This window comes from Occultella aeris, from assembly GCF_902703175.1.
Lineage (GTDB): Bacteria > Actinomycetota > Actinomycetes > Actinomycetales > Beutenbergiaceae > Occultella > Occultella aeris.
In genome coordinates, this window is record NZ_CACRYJ010000039.1 from 1 (window position 1) to 16,515 (window position 16,515).

Genomic DNA, 16,515 nt, shown 5'->3' on the forward strand with positions numbered 1-16,515 from the left:
CGGTGGCTCGGGAGCCTTCGTCACCTCGGGCGGGGTGGGGCGGTTCAGCCCGGCCAGGAACTCGGGGTCGTCATCGGGCGCGACCGGTCGGGCTGGGCGTCGCGGTGTCCGGGGACCCGGATGGTCACCGGCGCCACCGTCGGTGGAACCGCCGGTCGCGATGGGGAGCCGGGACGCGATCAGCCAGATGAGGGCGCCGACCCCGAGGGTGACGATGATCACGGCCACCCACAGCCACGCAGGCAGCCCGAGGCGTCGCCGGGGGTCCTCGGTACGTGCGACATCGAGGATCGCGTAGGTCATGAGACCGATGATGGCCAGGACGAGCAGGAACCTCATTCCCAGAGCCTACGCTGAGTCCATGGCTCTCCTCATCTACAGCGTGCTCCGGATCGTGCTGGTGGTCGGCGCCGGTGCCGTGCTGTACCTGCTCGGGCTGCGCAGCTGGCTCCTCGTGCTCGGTGCGGTGCTGCTGGGGGCGGGCCTGTCCTACGTGCTCCTGGAGGTGCCGCGTCGGCGCGCGGCCGAGTCCATGGCGGCCCGGCGGGCCGACGGGGACCGGTTCTCCAAGGCCCTGGCCGAGGAGGCCGCGGACGAGGACGCCGAGGCAGACTCGATCGCCGGTGCGGACCTCGCGGAGCCCCGCCCGGCTGGCGCCGAGCGGACGCCGTCAGGCGGCGAGCAGGAGGGCGCCGCCGAGGACGAACCCGAACGCGAGCTCGAGGAGGCCGGTGTTCTTGAGCACGATGATCAGGTCGCGCCCGGTGGCACCACCGAGGACCCGGCGCGCGAGGACCATCACCACCGGAGCCAGCAGCAGGAGAAGTAGCGCCCACGGGGTCCACGCGGTCACGGCGAGCCCCGTGAGCAGCGCGGTCACGAGCATCGCCACGTAGGCGCCCCGGGCTCGCCGCTCGCCGAGCCGGACGGCCAGGGTGAGCTTGCCGACGCCGGCGTCGGTGGGGATGTCGCGGATGTTGTTGGCCATCAGGAGCGCGCAGGCGAGCAGGCCGATCCCGACGGCGCCGAGCACGGCTGGGCCGGTGATCCGAAGCGCCTGCGAATAGGTGGTGCCGAGAGTGGCGACGAGCCCGAAGAACACGAACACGGCCACCTCGCCGAGGCCCCGGTACCCGTACGGGGAGCGCCCGCCGGTGTAGAACCAGGCAGCCACCACGCAGACCACCCCGACGAGGAGCAGCCACCAGACGCCGGACACGACGCACAGGGCCAGCCCGAACAGGCCCGAGACCCCGAACGCGGCGAAGGCGGCGGCCTTGACCCGCTTCGGCGGGACCGCGCCGGACGCCGTCAGCCGCTGTGGCCCGACCCGGACGTCGTCGGTGCCGCGGATGCCATCGGAATAGTCATTGGCGAAGTTCACGCCCACCTGCAGGGCCAGCGCCACCCCGGCCGCGAGCAGGGCGCGCACGGCGGAGGCCGAGCCTACGAACGCGGCCGCCCCGGTGCCGGCGAGGACCGGTGCGACCGCCGCCGGGAGGGTGCGCAGCCGCGCCCCCTCGAGCCAGTCAGTCACCGAGGGCATGCGGACTCCGTTCACGTGGGACCGGCCCCGGGCGGGGCGCGCAAGTGAGGATATCGGGCCGCGACGTCAGGGCTGTTCGTGGTCCGCAGGGTCCGTGCCGCCGTGCCGTTCGCCGAGGCCTGCCGCGAGGTCCGCCGCGGCGCTCGCCACCAGGGCCAGTCGGTCCACCTTCCCCGGCCCGCGCAACGGCAGCGACCCTTGCACGAGCAGGGCACGCGGCGCCCCCGGGCCGCCGCCGACGGCAGCCCGGACGGCGGTCAGGTCGGGCGGGGCGGCCCCGGGCCGGGGGACCACGACGGCTGTGACCGACTCGCCCCACTCCACGTCCGGGACGCCCACCACGGCGACCTCGGCGACCGCGTCCAACGCGGCGAGGGCGCGCTCCACCGCGGCCGGGTGCACGTTGACGCCCCCGGTGACGAGGACGTCGTCCACGCGGCCGAGCACGGTCAGCGTTGCGGCGTCGATGGCGCCCGCGTCCCCGGTGCGCAGCCACCGGCGGCCGTCGATCATCACGAACGGATCGGGGCCGTCGTCGAGGTACCCGTTCGCAAGCACCGGCCCGGCGAGGTGGATCCGGGCATCCTCGTCCAGATGTACGTCCACGCCGTCGAGTGGGACGCCGTCGTAGACGCAGCCGCCGCAGGTCTCAGTCATGCCGTAGGTCGTCACCACCGGGATGCCTGCCTCCCGGGCGGCGGTCAGCACCGGCCCGGCGGTGGCCGCACCGCCCACGAGCACCGCGGCGCAGGTGCGCAGCAGGTCGACGGATGTCCCGCCGTCGGCCAGGACCCGGACCAGCTGGGTCGGGACCAGGGAGAGGTACCGGGGCACGTCGCTGCGCATCGCGCGCAGCGCGGCGGTCAGCGCGGCCGGGGTGAACCGGCCGGGTCGCATGGCGACCGGCGTGGTCCCGGCCAGGACAGAGCGGATCAGCACCTGCAGGCCCGCCACATGGTCGGTGGGCAGGGCCAGCAGCCACTGGCCCGGACCGGCCAGACGCGCCTCGGTGGCGGTCGCGCTGGCCCGCAGCGCGGCCGCGCCGAGCGCGACCGGGCGTCCGACGCCGCTCGTCGAGCCCGAGGTCGTCAGGATGACCGCGGTGCCCGTCCGGGCCCGGTCGCGTGCGGCGGCACCTGCCGGGGTGGTCGCGACCGCCGGGCCGGTGCCGTCGAGGGCGTCGGCGAGCGCTGCCAGCAACTCGTGTGGCGGGGGCACCGGCAGATCGTCGGACTCCGCGACGGGGCCCGGTTTGCTGGGGGCGGGGGACTCGGGCGACTCGGTCACTGCCCCAGCCTAGGAGGCAGATGGACGTGCCTGCCGCTGGGGCTAGAGTGGGCCGCGATGTTGAACGCGACCAGAGCCGGACGCCGGCACCGGACCGTCTTCGCGATCGTTGCCGCGTTGCTCGTGGTCGCAGGATGTTCCGGGCAGGACCCCCAGGACGGGGCCACCGAGATCGTCGAGGTCCCACCGGAGGTGATCGTCGACAAGGCCGCTCCGCCGGAGCCTGCGGCGGTGATCGTGTGGCCGCTGACGGGCGTTGCCGGCGAGCCGGCCGCGCGGCCCGCGATGTCGATCAAGATCGAGAACTCGAACGCCGCGCGGCCGCAGACCGGCCTGCAGGCGGCGGACGTGGTCTGGGAGCAGATGGTCGAGGGCGGCGTCACCCGGTTCAACGCGGTGTACCACTCGACGATCCCGGACGGGGTCGGGCCGGTCCGGTCGGTGCGTCCGATGGACGCCGGAATCTCGGGCGCCTACGGCGGGCTGCTGGTCTTCTCCGGCGGGCTGGCCCCGTTCGTGCAGGCTGCGCGCGACGTGGGCCTGCAGGTACTCAGTGACGACGGCGGCCAGGCAGGCTTCCACCGGTCCTCGGACCGAGTCGCCCCGCACAACCTGTACGGGACCCCGCAGGAGTTCCTCGACCAGGCCGACTCCGCGCTCGGCGCCCCGCCGTCGCAGTTCACGTTCGCCCGCACCGCCGCGGGGGCGACCGCGGCCACGGCCGGGACCCCGGCGGGCTCGCTCGCGGTCAACTTCCCGCAGGCGCACCCGGGCTGGACCTGGGACGCCGACCAGGCCCTCTGGCTGCGCACCGAGGACGGCGCCCCCGCGACCACCACCGACACCGGTCAGCTCACCGCCGTGAACGTCGTGGTGCTGCGCGTCGACGTTGTCACAACCGCCTACCGGGACCCGAGCGGCGCCGCCGTGCCTGAGACCGTGGTTGTCGGTTCCGGCGAGGCGGTCGTGGCCACCGGTGGTCAGACGATCACCGGCACCTGGACCAAGCCCGACGAGGCCTCGCCCGTCACCCTGACCACCGCCGACGGCACGGTCATCGAGCTGGCCCCGGGAAACACGTGGGTCGAGCTGCTGCCGACCTCGAACGCTTCGATCTCCATCGACTGACCGTCCGCTGTTAGCACCGAACCCGAGAACAGGGAGCCCACGTGTCCACACCCGTTCGTATCGCGGCCCAACTCCAACCCCAGCACGCCCCCGACTACGGCCTGATCCGTGATGCGGTGCTGCGCGCCGAGGACGCCGGCGTCGACATCATCTTCACCTGGGACCACTTCTACCCGCTCAACGGTGACCTCGATGGTCACCACTTCGAGTGCTGGTCGCTGCTGGCGGCCTGGGCGGAGCAGACCGAACGGGTCGAGCTCGGCGCCCTCGTGACCGGCGGCGGGTACCGCAACCCGGACCTGCTCGCGGACATCGCGCGCACCGTGGACCACATCAGCGGCGGGCGGCTGATCCTCGGCATCGGCGCCGGCTGGAACGAGAAGGACTACGACAACTACGGCTACGAGTTCGGAACCCCGGGCAGCCGGCTGGCACTCCTCAAGGAGTACCTGCCCCGGATCCGGTCCCGGTTCGAGCAGTTGAACCCGGCCCCGCTGCGTGAGATCCCGATCCTGATCGGCGGCGGCGGAGAGCGCAAGACGCTGCGCCTGGTGGCGGAGCACGCCAACATCTGGCACTCGTTCTCAGACCTGGGGACGCTGCGGCGCAAGAACGCGATCCTGGCCCAGCACTGCGCCGACGTGGGCCGGGAGCCCGACGTCATCGACCGGTCCACGTCATGGCCCGGCGCCGACGGGGCCGCGGCCTACGCGGCCGAAGGCGTGCGCCTGTTCACGGTCGGGGTCTCCGGACCAGAGTACGACCTGACCGAGGTCCGCAACGCGGTGGCCTGGCGGGACGCGCAGTAACGTCCGGCTCAGCACCGGCTCAGCGCCGGGTCAGTGCCTGCTGTCGCGGCGGAACAGCCGGGCCTCCTCCTGGTCCAACAGGTGCTCGGCGTCCGTGAGGGACCGTGACCGGTGCACCCCGAGCGAGCGAGCCTCGATCAGGGCGGCCCGCTCGGCCTCGATGACGCGGCGGCGCAACCGCACATACACGTCGTGCGGTCCGCCGTCCTCCCCGGTGTCGCGGACCGCGGCTGCACGCAGCACGCTCTCGGAGCGGACCCGCTCGAGGATCGCGGGGTCCACCGGCTCCTCACCCTCGAGAGCGGTGTCGCTGACCGTCGCCAGTCCGGTGCTGCTGATCTCGTCGAGGAGGGCGGCGAGGTCCGCGCGCTCACGCTCCGCGCTGGCACCGGTGATCCCCAGCCGGCTGACCAGGGCGGGCAGGGTGCCGCCCTGCAGCAGCAGCGTCGCGATCGCGACGGTGACCGCAACCAGGATGAGCTGCGGCCGGTAGGGCAGGTCCCGGGGCAGGGTCTGGGCCGCGGCGAGGGTGACCACGCCGCGCATCCCGGCCCACCCCAGTACCACGCCGCCGCGCCAGCCGAGGCCCTCCGCGGTGAGGGAGTCCACGTCCGCGCGCCGGCGCGCGAGCATCCGGCCGATCCGGGACGCCCGCTCCCGGGTCCGGGCGTCTTGCGCGGGGACGTCACGCAACCGGTCGAGCGCCTGGTCGAGGTAGACGCCCCGCACCCGCGCCCGGCGCGCGTCCCGGCGCAGGATGCCGATCAGCGGCACCATGAACGCGAACCGCACAACGATCAGGACGACTGTCATGAGCAGTCCGATCAGCACCGCCGAGCCCACCCCGAGATCGTCGTTCTCCACCTCGGCCACCAGGGTGGCCACCTCGGTGCCGATCAGCAGGAACACACCGTTCTCCAGGATGAACTGGACGGTGCGCCAGTTCAGGCGCTCGCTGATCCGGTCCTGGGCGGTGAACCTGGTGGCGCTGCGGTGCCCGGTGACGAGCCCGGCGACCACCACGCTGAGCACACCGGAGGCGCCCAATTCCTCGGCCGGCAGGTAGGCGATGAACGGCACCGCGAACGAGATGGACGTGGTCAGCACCGGGTTGTCCAGGTGTGAGCGCACCGCGACCGTCGCGAAGCCGATCACGATCCCGACCCCGATCGCAACGACGACCGCGAACAGGAAGTCACCGACGACGCCCCAGAACGAGACCGCCCCGGCGGTGGCGGCGATCGCGGACCGCAGCAGTACCAGCGCGGACGCGTCGTTGACCAGGCTCTCGCCCTCGAGCATGGTGACCAGCCGCCCGGGCAGGCCGACCCGCTTACCGATCGACGTGGCCGCCACGGCGTCCGGTGGGCTGATCACGGCCCCGAGCGCGAAGGCGGCCGCCAGGTTCAGATCCGGGAAGATCAGGTAGAGCAGGTACCCCGAGACCGCGGTGCTCAGGATCACCAGCACCACGGAGAGCCCGGTGATCGCCTTGAGGTTGCGCCGGAAGTCCATCAACGGCACGTTCACCGCCGCGGAGTACAGCAGCGGTGGCAGTACCCCGACCAGGATCCACTCCGGGTCCACCTCGATCGACGGCGCGAACGGTACGAAGCTGAACAGGGTGCCCACCACGATCAGGATCAGCGGTGCGGCCACCCCGAGCTTCGGCGCGAATCTCGCCACGAGCACGATCGTGACCAGGGCTGCGACGGCGCCGAGTGCGTACTCCATGTGAGAAACCTAAGGTGTCGGCCCAGACGCATCAGACCTCGGGATGACGAGACCATCGGGCGCCGGGAGGATGGAGCCAACCTCGGATCACCCGCACGGACGGATGTGCACGGGGCGCTCGGCGAGCAGGATCGAGGCATGGCCACGATCAGTCCCGCACCCGCCGCAGTCCGCGTCGCCGCACCCGCGCGCTCCCGCGTCGCCGGGCCGGCGCGCGCCGTCCGGACCGAGCCCGCCGTCCGGGCCGGCACCACCGACCGGGCCGAGCCGGGCCTCGGCACGCACGCGCCGCCGTCGACCGCGTTCGGTGCGGACGCAACGCAGCCCCGCCCGGTCCGCGACTCCCTGCTGCCCGCCACGCTGTCCCTGCTCGCGGTGCTCGGCGTGCTCACCGGCCTCGCGGCCGCCGCCGGCTGGGTCGTGCGGGCCGTCGCCGAGTACTTCCTCGGCTGAGACGGCGGTTCAGAAGTAGTGCGGAAAGCCTGACCAGTCCGGCGGACGCCGTTCCAGGAACGCGTCCCGGCCCTCGACGGCCTCGTCCGTCATGTACGCCAACCGGGTGGCCTCGCCGGCGAACACCTGCTGCCCGGCCAGGCCGTCGTCGGCCATGTTGAACGCGAACTTCAGCATCCGGATCGCCTGCGGCGACTTCGTGGCGATGATCGCCGCCCACTCCAGCGCCCGCTCCTCGAGCTCCGCGTGCGGGACCGCCTCGTTGATCGCGCCCCACGCCTGCGCCTGCTCGGCGGAGTATTCGCGGGCCAGGAAGAAGATCTCCCGGGCGCGCTTGTCACCCACCTGACGCGCGAGCAGCGCCGAGCCGTAGCCGGCGTCGAACGACGCGACGTCGGCGTCGGTCTGCTTGAACCTTCCGTGCTCGATCGAGGCGATCGTCAGGTCCGCGACCACGTGCAGGCTGTGCCCGCCGCCGGCGGCCCAACCCGGGACGACGGCGATCACCGGCTTGGGCATGGTGCGCATCAGTCGCTGCACCTCGAGGATGTGCAGGCGCCCGGCGTGGGCCGGGTCGATCGTCGTGGCCTGCTCACCCTCGGCGTACCGGTACCCGTCCCGGCCCCGGATCCGCTGGTCGCCACCGGAGCAGAACGCCCAGCCGCCGTCCTTGCGGCTCGGGCCGTTGCCGGTCAGCAGCACGGCGGCGACGTCGGGACTCATCCGGGCGTGGTCGAGGGCCCGGTACAGCTCGTCGACGGTGTGTGGGCGGAACGCGTTGCGGACCTCAGGCCGGTCGAACGCGATCCGGACCACGGGCAGATCCTGTGGCTGGTCACCGGTCCGGTCCACGCCGCGGTGGTACGTGAGATCGGTGAGGTCGAAGCCGGGGACCTCGCGCCAGTGCTGCGGGTCGAACAGGTCGGAGACCTTGGCGGGGAGGGGAGCGGAGTCAGTCACGCTGACACTCTAGGGCGGCGCCCGCCCGGCCGTTCCCGCCGACGTGTGCTGCCGGTATCGATGCCCCGCCCGGTCCGGGCACCCGCGGTCCGCCGGTCACCGGCCCCTATCCTGAACGGGTGAACCCCCGCGTCTACGCCACGGCACTGCGCACCCGTTTCCGCGGGCTGGAGGTCCGAGACGGCGTGCTCATCCACGGCCCGGCCGGCTGGGGCGAGTTCTCCCCGTTCTGGGACTACGACGCCGCCGAGTCGACGGCCTGGTGGCGGGCCGCGCACGAGGCCGCCACGCTCGGCTGGCCCGAGCCGGTCCGCACCCACATCCCCGTCAACGTCACCGTGCCCGCCGTCGGGCCGGGCCGCGCGGCCGCGATCGTGGCCGCCTCCGGCGGTTGCACGACGGCGAAGGTGAAGGTCGCCGAGCCCGGCCAGTCCGTGGCGGACGAGCAGGCCCGCCTCGAGGCGGTCCGGGGCGCGCTCGGCCCGGGCGGGCGGATCCGGATCGACGCGAACGGGGCCTGGGACCTGGAAACCGCGCTCGACCGGCTCGCCGTACTCGACCGCGCAGCAGGTGGCCTCGAGTACGCCGAACAACCGTGCGCGGACGTCGCAGACCTGGCCACGCTGCGCCGTCGGGGCTCCGTGCCGATCGCCGCGGACGAGAGCATCCGCCGCGCCGAGGACCCGATGGCCGTGGTCCGCGCGGAGGCCGCGGACGTCGTGGTGCTGAAGGTGCAGCCGCTCGGCGGGGTCCGCGCGGCCATCCGGATCGCCGAGGAGGTCGGCCTGCCAGTCGTGGTCTCCTCAGCCCTGGAGACGTCCGTCGGCATCGCGGCCGGGCTGGCCCTGGCCGCGGCGCTGCCCACGCTCGAGCACGCCTGCGGCCTCGCCACCGTCCACCTGCTCGCCGCCGACGTGGTCGCGGACCCGCTGCTCCCGGTCGACGGCCGGATCGAGGTGCGCCGCCCCGAACCGGACCCGGTCGCGCTTGCCGCCACCCTGGCCGACGATGCGGTCACCGCCCGCTGGCTGGACCGGCTGCAGACCGTGGCCGCGCTCGCCGGTCTGCCCGTTCCGGAGTCGGCCGAGGCCGTGGGGGAGGGATCCCGATGAGTGCGACGACCGCGACCGGCCCGGACGCGATTGACCCACCGGTGCCGTCGGCGGCCGCCGCCCGCGCGCTGGTGACCGAACTCGTCGCCGCCGGGGTCCGGGACGTGGTGCTCGCCCCGGGCTCACGCAGCGCCCCGCTCGCCTACGCACTGCACGCTGCCGAGCGGGCCGGCTGGCTGCGCCTGCACGTCCGGATCGACGAGCGCAGCGCCGCGTTCGTGGCCCTCGGCATCGCGCGGGTCCGCCCGGCCGCGGTGGTGACCACCTCCGGTACGGCCGTCGCGAACCTGCACCCGGCGGTCCTCGAGGCGGCGCACTCGGGCGCCCCGCTGGTGGTGCTCACCGCCGACCGCCCGCACGAGCTGCGGGGCGTGGGCGCGAACCAGACCACCGAGCAGGTGGGCCTCTTCGGTTCCGCGGTGCGTTGGCACGGCGAACTCCCGGCCGACGACGCGGCGCCGACGCGCGGGGTCCGGTCCGCGGTGGTGCGAGCCGTCGCGGCGGCGCGCGGGCTGCGCTCGGGGCATCCCGGCCCGGTGCACCTGAACGTCGCGTTCCGGGACCCGCTCGCGCCCGCCGACGACTGGCTACCGGGCGAGGCGCCGGCGACCCACACCGACGTCGGCCCCGCGGTGGCGCCGGCGGCGCCTCTGGTCCTGGACCGCGGCCCCCGGACCGTGATCGTTGCCGGCGACGGCGCAGGTGCTTCGGCCGTCCGGCTCGCCGCCGCGAGTGGCTGGCCGGTGCTCGCCGAGCCCGGCTCGGGCGCCCGGCACGCGCCCGGGGCGGTCACCGCCTACCGGACGCTGCTGGCCGACCCCGATCTCGGACCGCGGATCGAGCGAGTGGTCCAGTTCGGACGGCCGACGCTGAGCCGGCCGGTCTCGCTGCTGCTGGCGCGCCCCGATGTGCAGGTGTTCGTGGTCGGCCCCGGCCCGGACTGGGTGGATGTGGCGGGCGCCGCCGCCGGGGTCCACGGCGCGGTGGACGTGGCCGGCGAGATTACCGTCGACGAGCGCGCGTGGGCGGGCCGATGGGCCGTCGCGTCGACGGCCGCGGAACGAGCGCTCGCCGGGGAGGACCTGGCCGGGCCGGGGGTGGCCCGGGCCGTGCTGGCCGCCGGTGGCACGGTGGTGCTCGGCTCCTCGATGGCGATCCGGGACGCGGACCTCGCCGGCCCGGTGGGCCAGCGCGATCCAGTCGTCCGGGTGTTCGCCAACCGCGGCCTGGCCGGCATCGACGGCACCATCTCCACGGCAACCGGGCTGGCCCTCGCGACGGGCGGACCGGTGTGCGCGCTGATCGGGGACCTGACCTTCCAGCACGACATCGGCGGCCTCGCCCGTGGCCGGCTCGAGGCCGAGGTGGACCTGCAGGTGATCGTGCTGAACGACGACGGCGGCTCCATCTTCGCCACGCTCGAGCACGGTGCCCCGGACCACAGTGCTGACTTCGACCGGCTGTTCGCCACCCCCCAGGGGTTGGACGTCGCCGCGCTCGCAGCCGGCTTCGGTGCCAGACACGTCCTCGTTGCCACGGCCGCCGAGCTCGGGGCGGTGCTCGCCGAGCCCGGCTCCGGGCGCAGCGTGGTGGAGGTGCGGCTCGACGGCGCCACCGCCCGGGACCGCGCGCTGGCGCTCACCGAGCGGATCCGGGCCGCCGTGTCCGACTCGCTCGCCGACGTGGATGGCGCAGGAACTCCCAGGAACCTCCCAGGAGAGGTCGAGGTGATCGCAAGGTCCATCGACTGAAGTAGTGCTCACACCGATTCTTTGGAGGATCCGATGAGCACACCGAACCCGACGCCGGGCTGGGCCACCCCGAACAGCGAACGTCCGCAGGCCCCGGCCACGCCGGGGGACCAGGCAGCTCCGGGTCAGGCCACCTCGGGCCAGGCCGGTCCCGGCCAGGCCGTCACCCACCCCTACGCCTACGCCGCCTCGTACACCCCGAACGCGACCGGTGGCGCCGCCGGATCCAACACCGCCGCACCGGCGGCGCCGACGCACCGGGCTCCCATGGCGCACCAGCGCCCGGCACCCACTGCGCACCAACGCCCGGCATACCAGGGCGCCGCCGGTACCCAGGCGCCCTACCAGGGCGCCGCGAGCCCGCACACCACCTCTCAGGGCAACGGGTCCGCCGGGGCCACGCCGCCGCCGTCGACGTTCGGCCCGGGCGGCGGCTGGCAGAGCCCGCCGCCGGCCCCGGCCACCACGGTGAAGCGGCCACGGACGTGGCTCGCCATCACGGCCGCCGCAGTCCTGGCCGCCGGCCTCGCGAGCGGTGGCACCGCCGCGCTGCTCCAGAACGCCTCGCCCACCGGAACCCTCACCCAGGCCGACGCGCCGGTGACCGTGCCCGTCTCGGCCGACGGTTCACCGGACTGGGAGGCCGTGGCGGCCCAGGTGCGGCCGAGCGTCGTCGCGATCACCTTCTCCTCCAGCGCGGGCAGCGGCGCCGGCTCCGGGGTCATCATCGACTCCTCCGGGCTGATCCTGACCAACAACCACGTCGTCGCGGACGCCCAGTCCCTGACCGTGACGCTCTCCGACGGCCGGATCTTCGAGGCCAGGATCGTCGGCACCGACCCGACCACGGACCTGGCCGTGATCGAGCTGACCGACGCGCCCGACGACCTCGAGGCAGCATCCCTCGGCACCTCCGACGACCTCGCGGTGGGGGAGTCGGTCATGGCCGTCGGCAACCCGCTCGGTCTGGACAGCACCGTCACGACCGGGATCATCTCCGCGCTCGACCGCCCGGTGAGCGCGACCGGCGGTGGGCAGGCGCAGGACGCGGTGGTCACGAACGCCATCCAGATCGACGCGGCGGTCAACCCCGGCAACTCCGGCGGGCCACTGTTCGACGCGAACGGTCGCGTCATCGGCATCACATCCTCGATCGCCACCCTGAGCGAGTCCTCGGGCAGCATCGGGCTCGGCTTCGCCATCCCGATCGACCTCGCCACGAACGTCGCCGACCAGCTCATCGCAGACGGCACCGCCGAGCACGCCTACCTCGGCGTGTCCCTCACGGACGACACCGCGACCGCCGACGGCGTCACCCGGACCGGTGCCGCCGTCGCCCAGGTCGGCGACGGCACCCCGGCCGCGGAGGCCGGCCTGCAGGAGGGCGACGTCATCGTACAGATCGACGACCATGCGGTCAGCGGCGCCGAGTCGCTGACCGGTTGGGTGCGCACCTACAACAGCGGCGACACCGTCACCCTGACCGTGATCCGGGGCGGTGACTCGATCGAGGTCGAGACCACCCTGGCCAGCCGGGAGGCGGCTTCCTGAGCCCGGTTCGGACCCCTCAGGAGGACAGGGCCGAGCGCATCGGCTCGAGCTTCGCGTCGGACTCGGCCAGTTCATCGGCCGGGTCCGACGCGGCGACGATCCCGCACCCGGCGAACAGCCGCAGGCCGCGCGAGTCCGCGTCCACCTGGGCCGACCGCAGCGCGATGCCCCACTCGCCGTCGCCGTCCGCGCCGATCCAGCCCACCGGACCGGCATAGCGGCCCCGGTCCATCTGCTCGTGGTCGGCGATCACCTGCGCGGCCACATCGGTCGGCGTGCCGCACACGGCGGCGGTGGGATGCAGCGCCGCCGCGACGGCGAGCGAACTCATCTGCGCGTGCGGCCCGGCGAGTACCGCGGTCACGTCGCTCGCCAGGTGCATCACGTTCGGCAGGTGCAGCACGAACGGGGCGTCCGGCGCGTTCGTCGACGCGGCGAACGGCGCCAGCGAGCGGGTCAGTGAGTCGACGGCGAACTCGTGCTCCTCGAGATCCTTGGACGAGCGCGCCAGGGACGCGGCCCGGGCCAGGTCGGCCTCGTCGTCGCCGCTGCGTTGGATGGTCCCGGCGAGCACCCGGGAGGAGATCAGGCCCCGCTCCCGGCGCACCAGCAGTTCCGGGGTGGCGCCGACCAGGCCGTCGACGGCGAACGTCCAGCAGGAGCGGTAGTCGCGCCCGAGGTTGGACAACAGCCGGCGGACGTCCAGCGGGCCATCCAGGTCGGCCCGCACGTCCCGCGCCATCACCACCTTGCCGACGCTGGCGCCCCGGATCAGGTCGATGACTGCGGCCACCTGGGCCCGCCACTGCCTGCGAGTCAACGCGCCCTCGGTGTAGGCCACGGCGGGCGCCGGCAGCGGTTGCGCGACCCGGGCGCGGATCTCGGCGATCGTCGGCGGCGGCACGAGGTCCGCGGCAGCAGTGATCGTCGTCACCCAGGCCGCGTCGCCGCGCCGTCCGACCACGATCTGCGGCACCACCAGAACGCCACCGGCCGGGGAGTCGGGAGCGAAGGAGAACGAACCGAAGGCGATCGCGCCGGTACCCGGTAGGCCGACCTCGTCGCGGACCACCATGTGCTCGGTGAGCGAGCGCCAGGCCGCGTCCGCAGCCGCGAACCGGTCCACACCCTCGGTGGTGATGCGGGCGGCCTCGCCCCAACCCACCACACCCTCGCCGCGCCGTACCCAGGCCGCCGCGCCGTGCGCGTCCGGAGCCGGCAGCAGGCCGAGCAGGTCCGGCAGCCCTTGCGCCGGGACTGCGATCGTGCGCGCCACAAGCGTGGAACTGGCGGTCAGGTGGGCTGCGTCGGTCATCACCCATGAGCCTAGCGACGCCTCGCGATGTCGCAGGTCCTCGGTGCCGATCCGCGCCGGTGATCCGTGTCACGGCGACCCTGGAGCACACCTGGCCACCCCCCGGGGCGGACCTTGGTCCCAGGAACCGGCCGGGAGCCGGTCGGATGCCTGGTTGCGGATCCGGGCTCGGCGGTGCGCCATGATGGAGCCATGTCACGCGCCAGCCTGGACAAGGACCCCCGCGAGGTCGCGGGAATGTTCGACGATGTCGCCCGCAAGTACGACCTCACAAACGATGTGCTCTCCCTCGGGATGGACCGGCTCTGGCGCACGGCCACGCTCGCCGCCACGGCCGCGCGACCGGGGCAGCGGGTGCTCGATCTTGCTGCCGGTACCGGCACCTCCAGCGAGGACTACGCGGACGCGGGCATCGAGGTGGTGCCGTGCGACTTCTCCGAGGGCATGGTGGCCGTCGGCAAGCGCCGCCGCCCGGACCTGGCGTTCGTGGTCGGTGACGCGACGGCACTCCCGTTCGCCTCCGACAGCTTCGACGTGGTCACCATCTCGTTCGGGCTGCGCAACGTCGCGGACACCGCTGCCGCGCTCGCGGAGATGCTCCGGGTGACCCGTCGGGGCGGGCGGATCGTGATCTGCGAGTTCTCCACGCCGCCGAACCCCGCGTGGCGGGGGATGTACGACATCTACCGTGACCACGTGCTGCCCCGCGTCGCGAGCCTGGTCAGTTCGAACACGGAGGCGTACTCCTACCTGTCCGAGTCGATCGCGAGCTGGCCGGACCAGGTGCGCCTCGCCGAGCTGATGCAGTCGGTGGGCTGGCGCTCGGTCGGGTATCGGAATCTGACCGGCGGCATCGTCGCACTGCACCGCGCCACGAAGCACTGACAGGGCGCGCCGACGCCTCTCACCCACTGGACGAACCTCGAATTAGCGCAGCATCACGTCGCGTAAATCGGCCGGAAATCCGCCACTTTCGAGGTGAGGGTCACCTAACCGGACGGTTCGTCGTCGCGGGGGTAGCCTAGGCGCGTGGCCGGCCTTGCACGCCGGTGCCGCCCCCCGTGAAACCTGCGAGCCGGAGCGCCCTGCGCGCTCGGCGAGAAGGAGGGTGCGCCCGGCAATAGGGTGGCGGTGAGGACACGATTCAGGATGGGAACAGGTGGACAGCGTGGGACACGCACCAGGTGATGATGCGGATGTCATCGTCGTCGGTGCCGGACCCGCCGGCGCCGCCGCGGCGCACTACCTGGCCGCCGCCGGCCGCGAGGTGCTCCTGCTCGAGAAGGCGACGTTCCCGCGGGACAAGATCTGCGGCGACGGGCTGACCCCGCGGGCCGTCTCCGAACTCGTCCGGATGGGCGTGCCCACCCCGGCCGAGGACGGCTGGATCCGCAACAAGGGGCTGCGCGTCATCGGCGGCGGGCACACGATCCATCTCCCCTGGCCGGAGATCGAGCGCTACCCGAACTACGGGCTGGTCAAGTCCCGGATGGACCTGGACGCCACACTGGCCCACCACGCACGCGCCACCGGCGCGAAGCTGATGGAGGGGATGAACGTCACCGGTCCCGTCACCGACGACCGCAGCGGCCGGGTCGTCGGTGTCACGGTCCGTCAGGTGGACGGCAGGGGCCGCCGGATCGACGGCGAGGCCGGTTCCGAGCGCACCCTGCGCGCCCCGGTGGTGATCGCCGCGGACGGCGTGTCCGCGCGGCTGGCGACGTCGCTGGGGATCACCAAGAGCGACAACCGCCCGATGGGCGTCGCGGTACGCACCTACTTCAAGACCCCGCGCCACGACGACGAGTGGATGGAGTCACAGCTCGAGCTGTGGGACGGCGAGGCCGGCAGGTCGAACCTGCTGCCGGGCTATGGCTGGATCTTCGCGCTCGGCAACGGCCTCGCCAACGTCGGCCTCGGCTCGGTGAGCTCCAACGCCAAGGCGACCCAGCTGGACTACAAGTCCCTGATGGCCGCCTGGATGCGCAACGCGCCACCGGAGTGGGAGTTCACGCCGGAGAACCAGGTTGGCCCGGTCCGGGGCGCCGCGCTGCCGATGGCGTTCAACCGCAAGCCCCACTACAGCCGCGGCCTGATGCTCGTCGGCGATGCGGGCGGCATGGTCTCCCCGTTCAACGGCGAGGGCATCGCGTATGCGCTGCAGGCCGGGCGGGTCGCGGCCGATGTGGCCGGGCAGGCCCTCGCGCGCACCTCCGACGCCGCCCGTGAGCGCACGCTGGCCACCTACCCGGTGCGCATGCGCGATGAGCTGGGCGGCTACTTCACGCTCGGACGACACTTCGTCAAGCTGATCGAGCGGCCGGCCGTGATGCGCGTGTGCACGAAGTACGGCCTGCCGCGACCCCTGCTCATGAAGTTCGTGCTCAAACTGCTCTCGGACAGCTACGACACCCGCGGTGGCGACGCCATGGACCGCATCATCACCGCCCTGACCCGCATCGTCCCGGCTGCCTGAGCGGGAGAGGAAGAGATATGACCAACCCGTACATCCCGTTGCTCATCATGGGTGGGCTCGCCCTGCTCCTCGGGGTCGGTGGGCTCGCGGCCAGCGCGGTCATCGGGCCGAAGCGCTACAACAAGGTCAAGGTGGATGCCTACGAATGCGGCATCCAGCCCTCACCGCACTCCGTCGGCGCCGGCCGGTTCCCGATCAAGTACTACATCGTGGCGATGACGTTCATCGTCTTCGATATCGAGGTGGTCTTCCTCTACCCGTGGGCCGTGAGCTTCACCGAGCTCGCCGGGTTCGGCCTGATCGCCATGTTTGGCTTCCTGTTCCTGATCACCGTGCCGTTCGTCTACGAATGGCGCCGTGGCGGCCTGGACTGGGACTGAGAGAGGAACGTAG

15 protein-coding genes and 1 pseudogene are annotated in these 16,515 nt (G+C 73.1%); 10 read left to right on the plus strand and 6 right to left on the minus strand.

Features of this window, described 5'->3' with window-relative positions; genetic code table 11:
- On the minus strand, positions 1–339 hold a 339-nt coding region (locus HALOF300_RS13635), incomplete at its 3' end, for a PLDc N-terminal domain-containing protein (protein ID WP_156741484.1).
- Positions 340–361: 22 nt separating this feature from the next.
- On the opposite strand from HALOF300_RS13635, the pseudogene HALOF300_RS27360 reads away from it, so the two are divergent.
- Positions 362–538: pseudogene (locus tag HALOF300_RS27360) on the plus strand (DUF4229 domain-containing protein); the annotation flags it as partial.
- 132 nt (positions 539–670) lie between these two features.
- On the opposite strand, the gene HALOF300_RS13645 reads toward HALOF300_RS27360, so the two are convergent.
- Both HALOF300_RS13645 and HALOF300_RS13650 read right to left on the minus strand, forming a co-directional pair.
- Entirely contained in the window at positions 671–1,546 is an 876-nt protein-coding gene (locus HALOF300_RS13645) for a 1,4-dihydroxy-2-naphthoate polyprenyltransferase (RefSeq protein WP_156741486.1), read from the minus strand.
- 66 nt (positions 1,547–1,612) lie between these two features.
- Entirely contained in the window at positions 1,613–2,833 is a 1,221-nt protein-coding gene (locus HALOF300_RS13650; RefSeq protein ID WP_231955368.1) for an AMP-binding protein, read from the minus strand.
- Between the two features lie 57 nt (positions 2,834–2,890).
- Between HALOF300_RS13650 and HALOF300_RS13655 the strand changes: the two genes are divergently transcribed.
- Complete coding sequence (locus HALOF300_RS13655) at positions 2,891–3,961, plus strand: DUF3048 domain-containing protein (protein WP_231955370.1); 1,071 nt, start codon at positions 2,891–2,893, stop codon at positions 3,959–3,961.
- Between the two features lie 41 nt (positions 3,962–4,002).
- Entirely contained in the window at positions 4,003–4,770 is a 768-nt protein-coding gene (locus tag HALOF300_RS13660) for an LLM class F420-dependent oxidoreductase (RefSeq protein WP_156741487.1), read from the plus strand.
- A 30-nt stretch (positions 4,771–4,800) separates the two neighbouring features.
- Here HALOF300_RS13660 and HALOF300_RS13665 read toward each other — a convergent pair whose 3' ends face one another.
- Entirely contained in the window at positions 4,801–6,504 is a 1,704-nt protein-coding gene (locus HALOF300_RS13665) for a cation:proton antiporter (protein ID WP_156741488.1), read from the minus strand.
- 138 nt (positions 6,505–6,642) lie between these two features.
- Here HALOF300_RS13665 and HALOF300_RS13670 point away from each other — a divergent pair, with 138 nt between their 5' ends.
- Positions 6,643–6,957 carry a hypothetical protein gene (locus tag HALOF300_RS13670; protein WP_156741489.1) on the plus strand — a complete coding sequence of 105 codons (315 nt, stop codon included), beginning with the start codon at positions 6,643–6,645 and terminating at the stop codon, positions 6,955–6,957.
- 9 nt (positions 6,958–6,966) lie between these two features.
- On the opposite strand, the gene HALOF300_RS13675 is transcribed toward HALOF300_RS13670, so the two are convergent.
- Positions 6,967–7,917: a 1,4-dihydroxy-2-naphthoyl-CoA synthase gene (locus tag HALOF300_RS13675; protein WP_156741490.1), complete on the minus strand. Its 951-nt coding sequence runs from the start codon at positions 7,915–7,917 to the stop codon at positions 6,967–6,969.
- A gap of 119 nt (positions 7,918–8,036) precedes the next feature.
- On the opposite strand from HALOF300_RS13675, the gene HALOF300_RS13680 reads away from it, so the two are divergent.
- From HALOF300_RS13680 to HALOF300_RS13690, 3 genes are read left to right on the plus strand one after another with little or no spacing between them, the layout of a single operon-like run.
- A complete protein-coding gene (locus HALOF300_RS13680) occupies positions 8,037–9,029 on the plus strand; it encodes an o-succinylbenzoate synthase (RefSeq protein ID WP_156741491.1) in 993 nt (330 codons plus the stop codon).
- Positions 9,026–10,780, plus strand: a complete 1,755-nt coding sequence (gene menD, locus HALOF300_RS13685) for a 2-succinyl-5-enolpyruvyl-6-hydroxy-3-cyclohexene-1-carboxylic-acid synthase (RefSeq protein WP_156741492.1) — start codon at positions 9,026–9,028, stop codon at positions 10,778–10,780. Before HALOF300_RS13680 ends, menD begins: the two co-directional genes overlap by 4 nt.
- 33 nt (positions 10,781–10,813) lie before the next feature.
- Positions 10,814–12,331, plus strand: coding sequence for a S1C family serine protease (locus HALOF300_RS13690; protein WP_231955371.1), 1,518 nt, complete (start codon positions 10,814–10,816; stop codon positions 12,329–12,331).
- A 16-nt stretch (positions 12,332–12,347) separates the two neighbouring features.
- Here HALOF300_RS13690 and HALOF300_RS13695 read toward each other — a convergent pair whose 3' ends face one another.
- Positions 12,348–13,646, minus strand: a complete 1,299-nt coding sequence (locus HALOF300_RS13695; protein ID WP_156741493.1) for an isochorismate synthase — start codon at positions 13,644–13,646, stop codon at positions 12,348–12,350.
- A gap of 192 nt (positions 13,647–13,838) precedes the next feature.
- Between HALOF300_RS13695 and HALOF300_RS13700 the strand changes: the two genes are divergently transcribed.
- The 3 genes from HALOF300_RS13700 (at position 13,839) to HALOF300_RS13710 (ending at position 16,502) form a co-directional block, all read left to right on the plus strand.
- Positions 13,839–14,531 carry a demethylmenaquinone methyltransferase gene (locus HALOF300_RS13700; protein ID WP_156741494.1) on the plus strand — a complete coding sequence of 231 codons (693 nt, stop codon included), beginning with the start codon at positions 13,839–13,841 and terminating at the stop codon, positions 14,529–14,531.
- A gap of 283 nt (positions 14,532–14,814) precedes the next feature.
- Entirely contained in the window at positions 14,815–16,122 is a 1,308-nt protein-coding gene (locus HALOF300_RS13705; protein ID WP_197522546.1) for a geranylgeranyl reductase family protein, read from the plus strand.
- Positions 16,123–16,139: 17 nt separating this feature from the next.
- Positions 16,140–16,502 carry an NADH-quinone oxidoreductase subunit A gene (locus HALOF300_RS13710; RefSeq protein ID WP_156741496.1) on the plus strand — a complete coding sequence of 121 codons (363 nt, stop codon included), beginning with the start codon at positions 16,140–16,142 and terminating at the stop codon, positions 16,500–16,502.
- Positions 16,503–16,515: the final 13 nt, after the last annotated feature.

Bases quoted from the DNA above. Each gene is read 5' to 3' on its own strand.
- HALOF300_RS13700 (WP_156741494.1), top strand. From the start codon at position 13,839: ATGTCACGCGCCAGCCTGGACAAGGACCCCCGCGAGGTCGCGGGAATG.
- menD (WP_156741492.1), top strand. From the start codon at position 9,026: ATGAGTGCGACGACCGCGACCGGCCCGGACGCGATTGACCCACCGGTG.
- HALOF300_RS13690 (WP_231955371.1), top strand. From the start codon at position 10,814: ATGAGCACACCGAACCCGACGCCGGGCTGGGCCACCCCGAACAGCGAA.
- HALOF300_RS13710 (WP_156741496.1), top strand. From the start codon at position 16,140: ATGACCAACCCGTACATCCCGTTGCTCATCATGGGTGGGCTCGCCCTG.
- HALOF300_RS13665 (WP_156741488.1), bottom strand. From the start codon at position 6,504: ATGGAGTACGCACTCGGCGCCGTCGCAGCCCTGGTCACGATCGTGCTC.
- HALOF300_RS13695 (WP_156741493.1), bottom strand. From the start codon at position 13,646: ATGACCGACGCAGCCCACCTGACCGCCAGTTCCACGCTTGTGGCGCGC.
- HALOF300_RS13645 (WP_156741486.1), bottom strand. From the start codon at position 1,546: ATGCCCTCGGTGACTGACTGGCTCGAGGGGGCGCGGCTGCGCACCCTC.
- HALOF300_RS13670 (WP_156741489.1), top strand. From the start codon at position 6,643: ATGGCCACGATCAGTCCCGCACCCGCCGCAGTCCGCGTCGCCGCACCC.
- HALOF300_RS13655 (WP_231955370.1), top strand. From the start codon at position 2,891: ATGTTGAACGCGACCAGAGCCGGACGCCGGCACCGGACCGTCTTCGCG.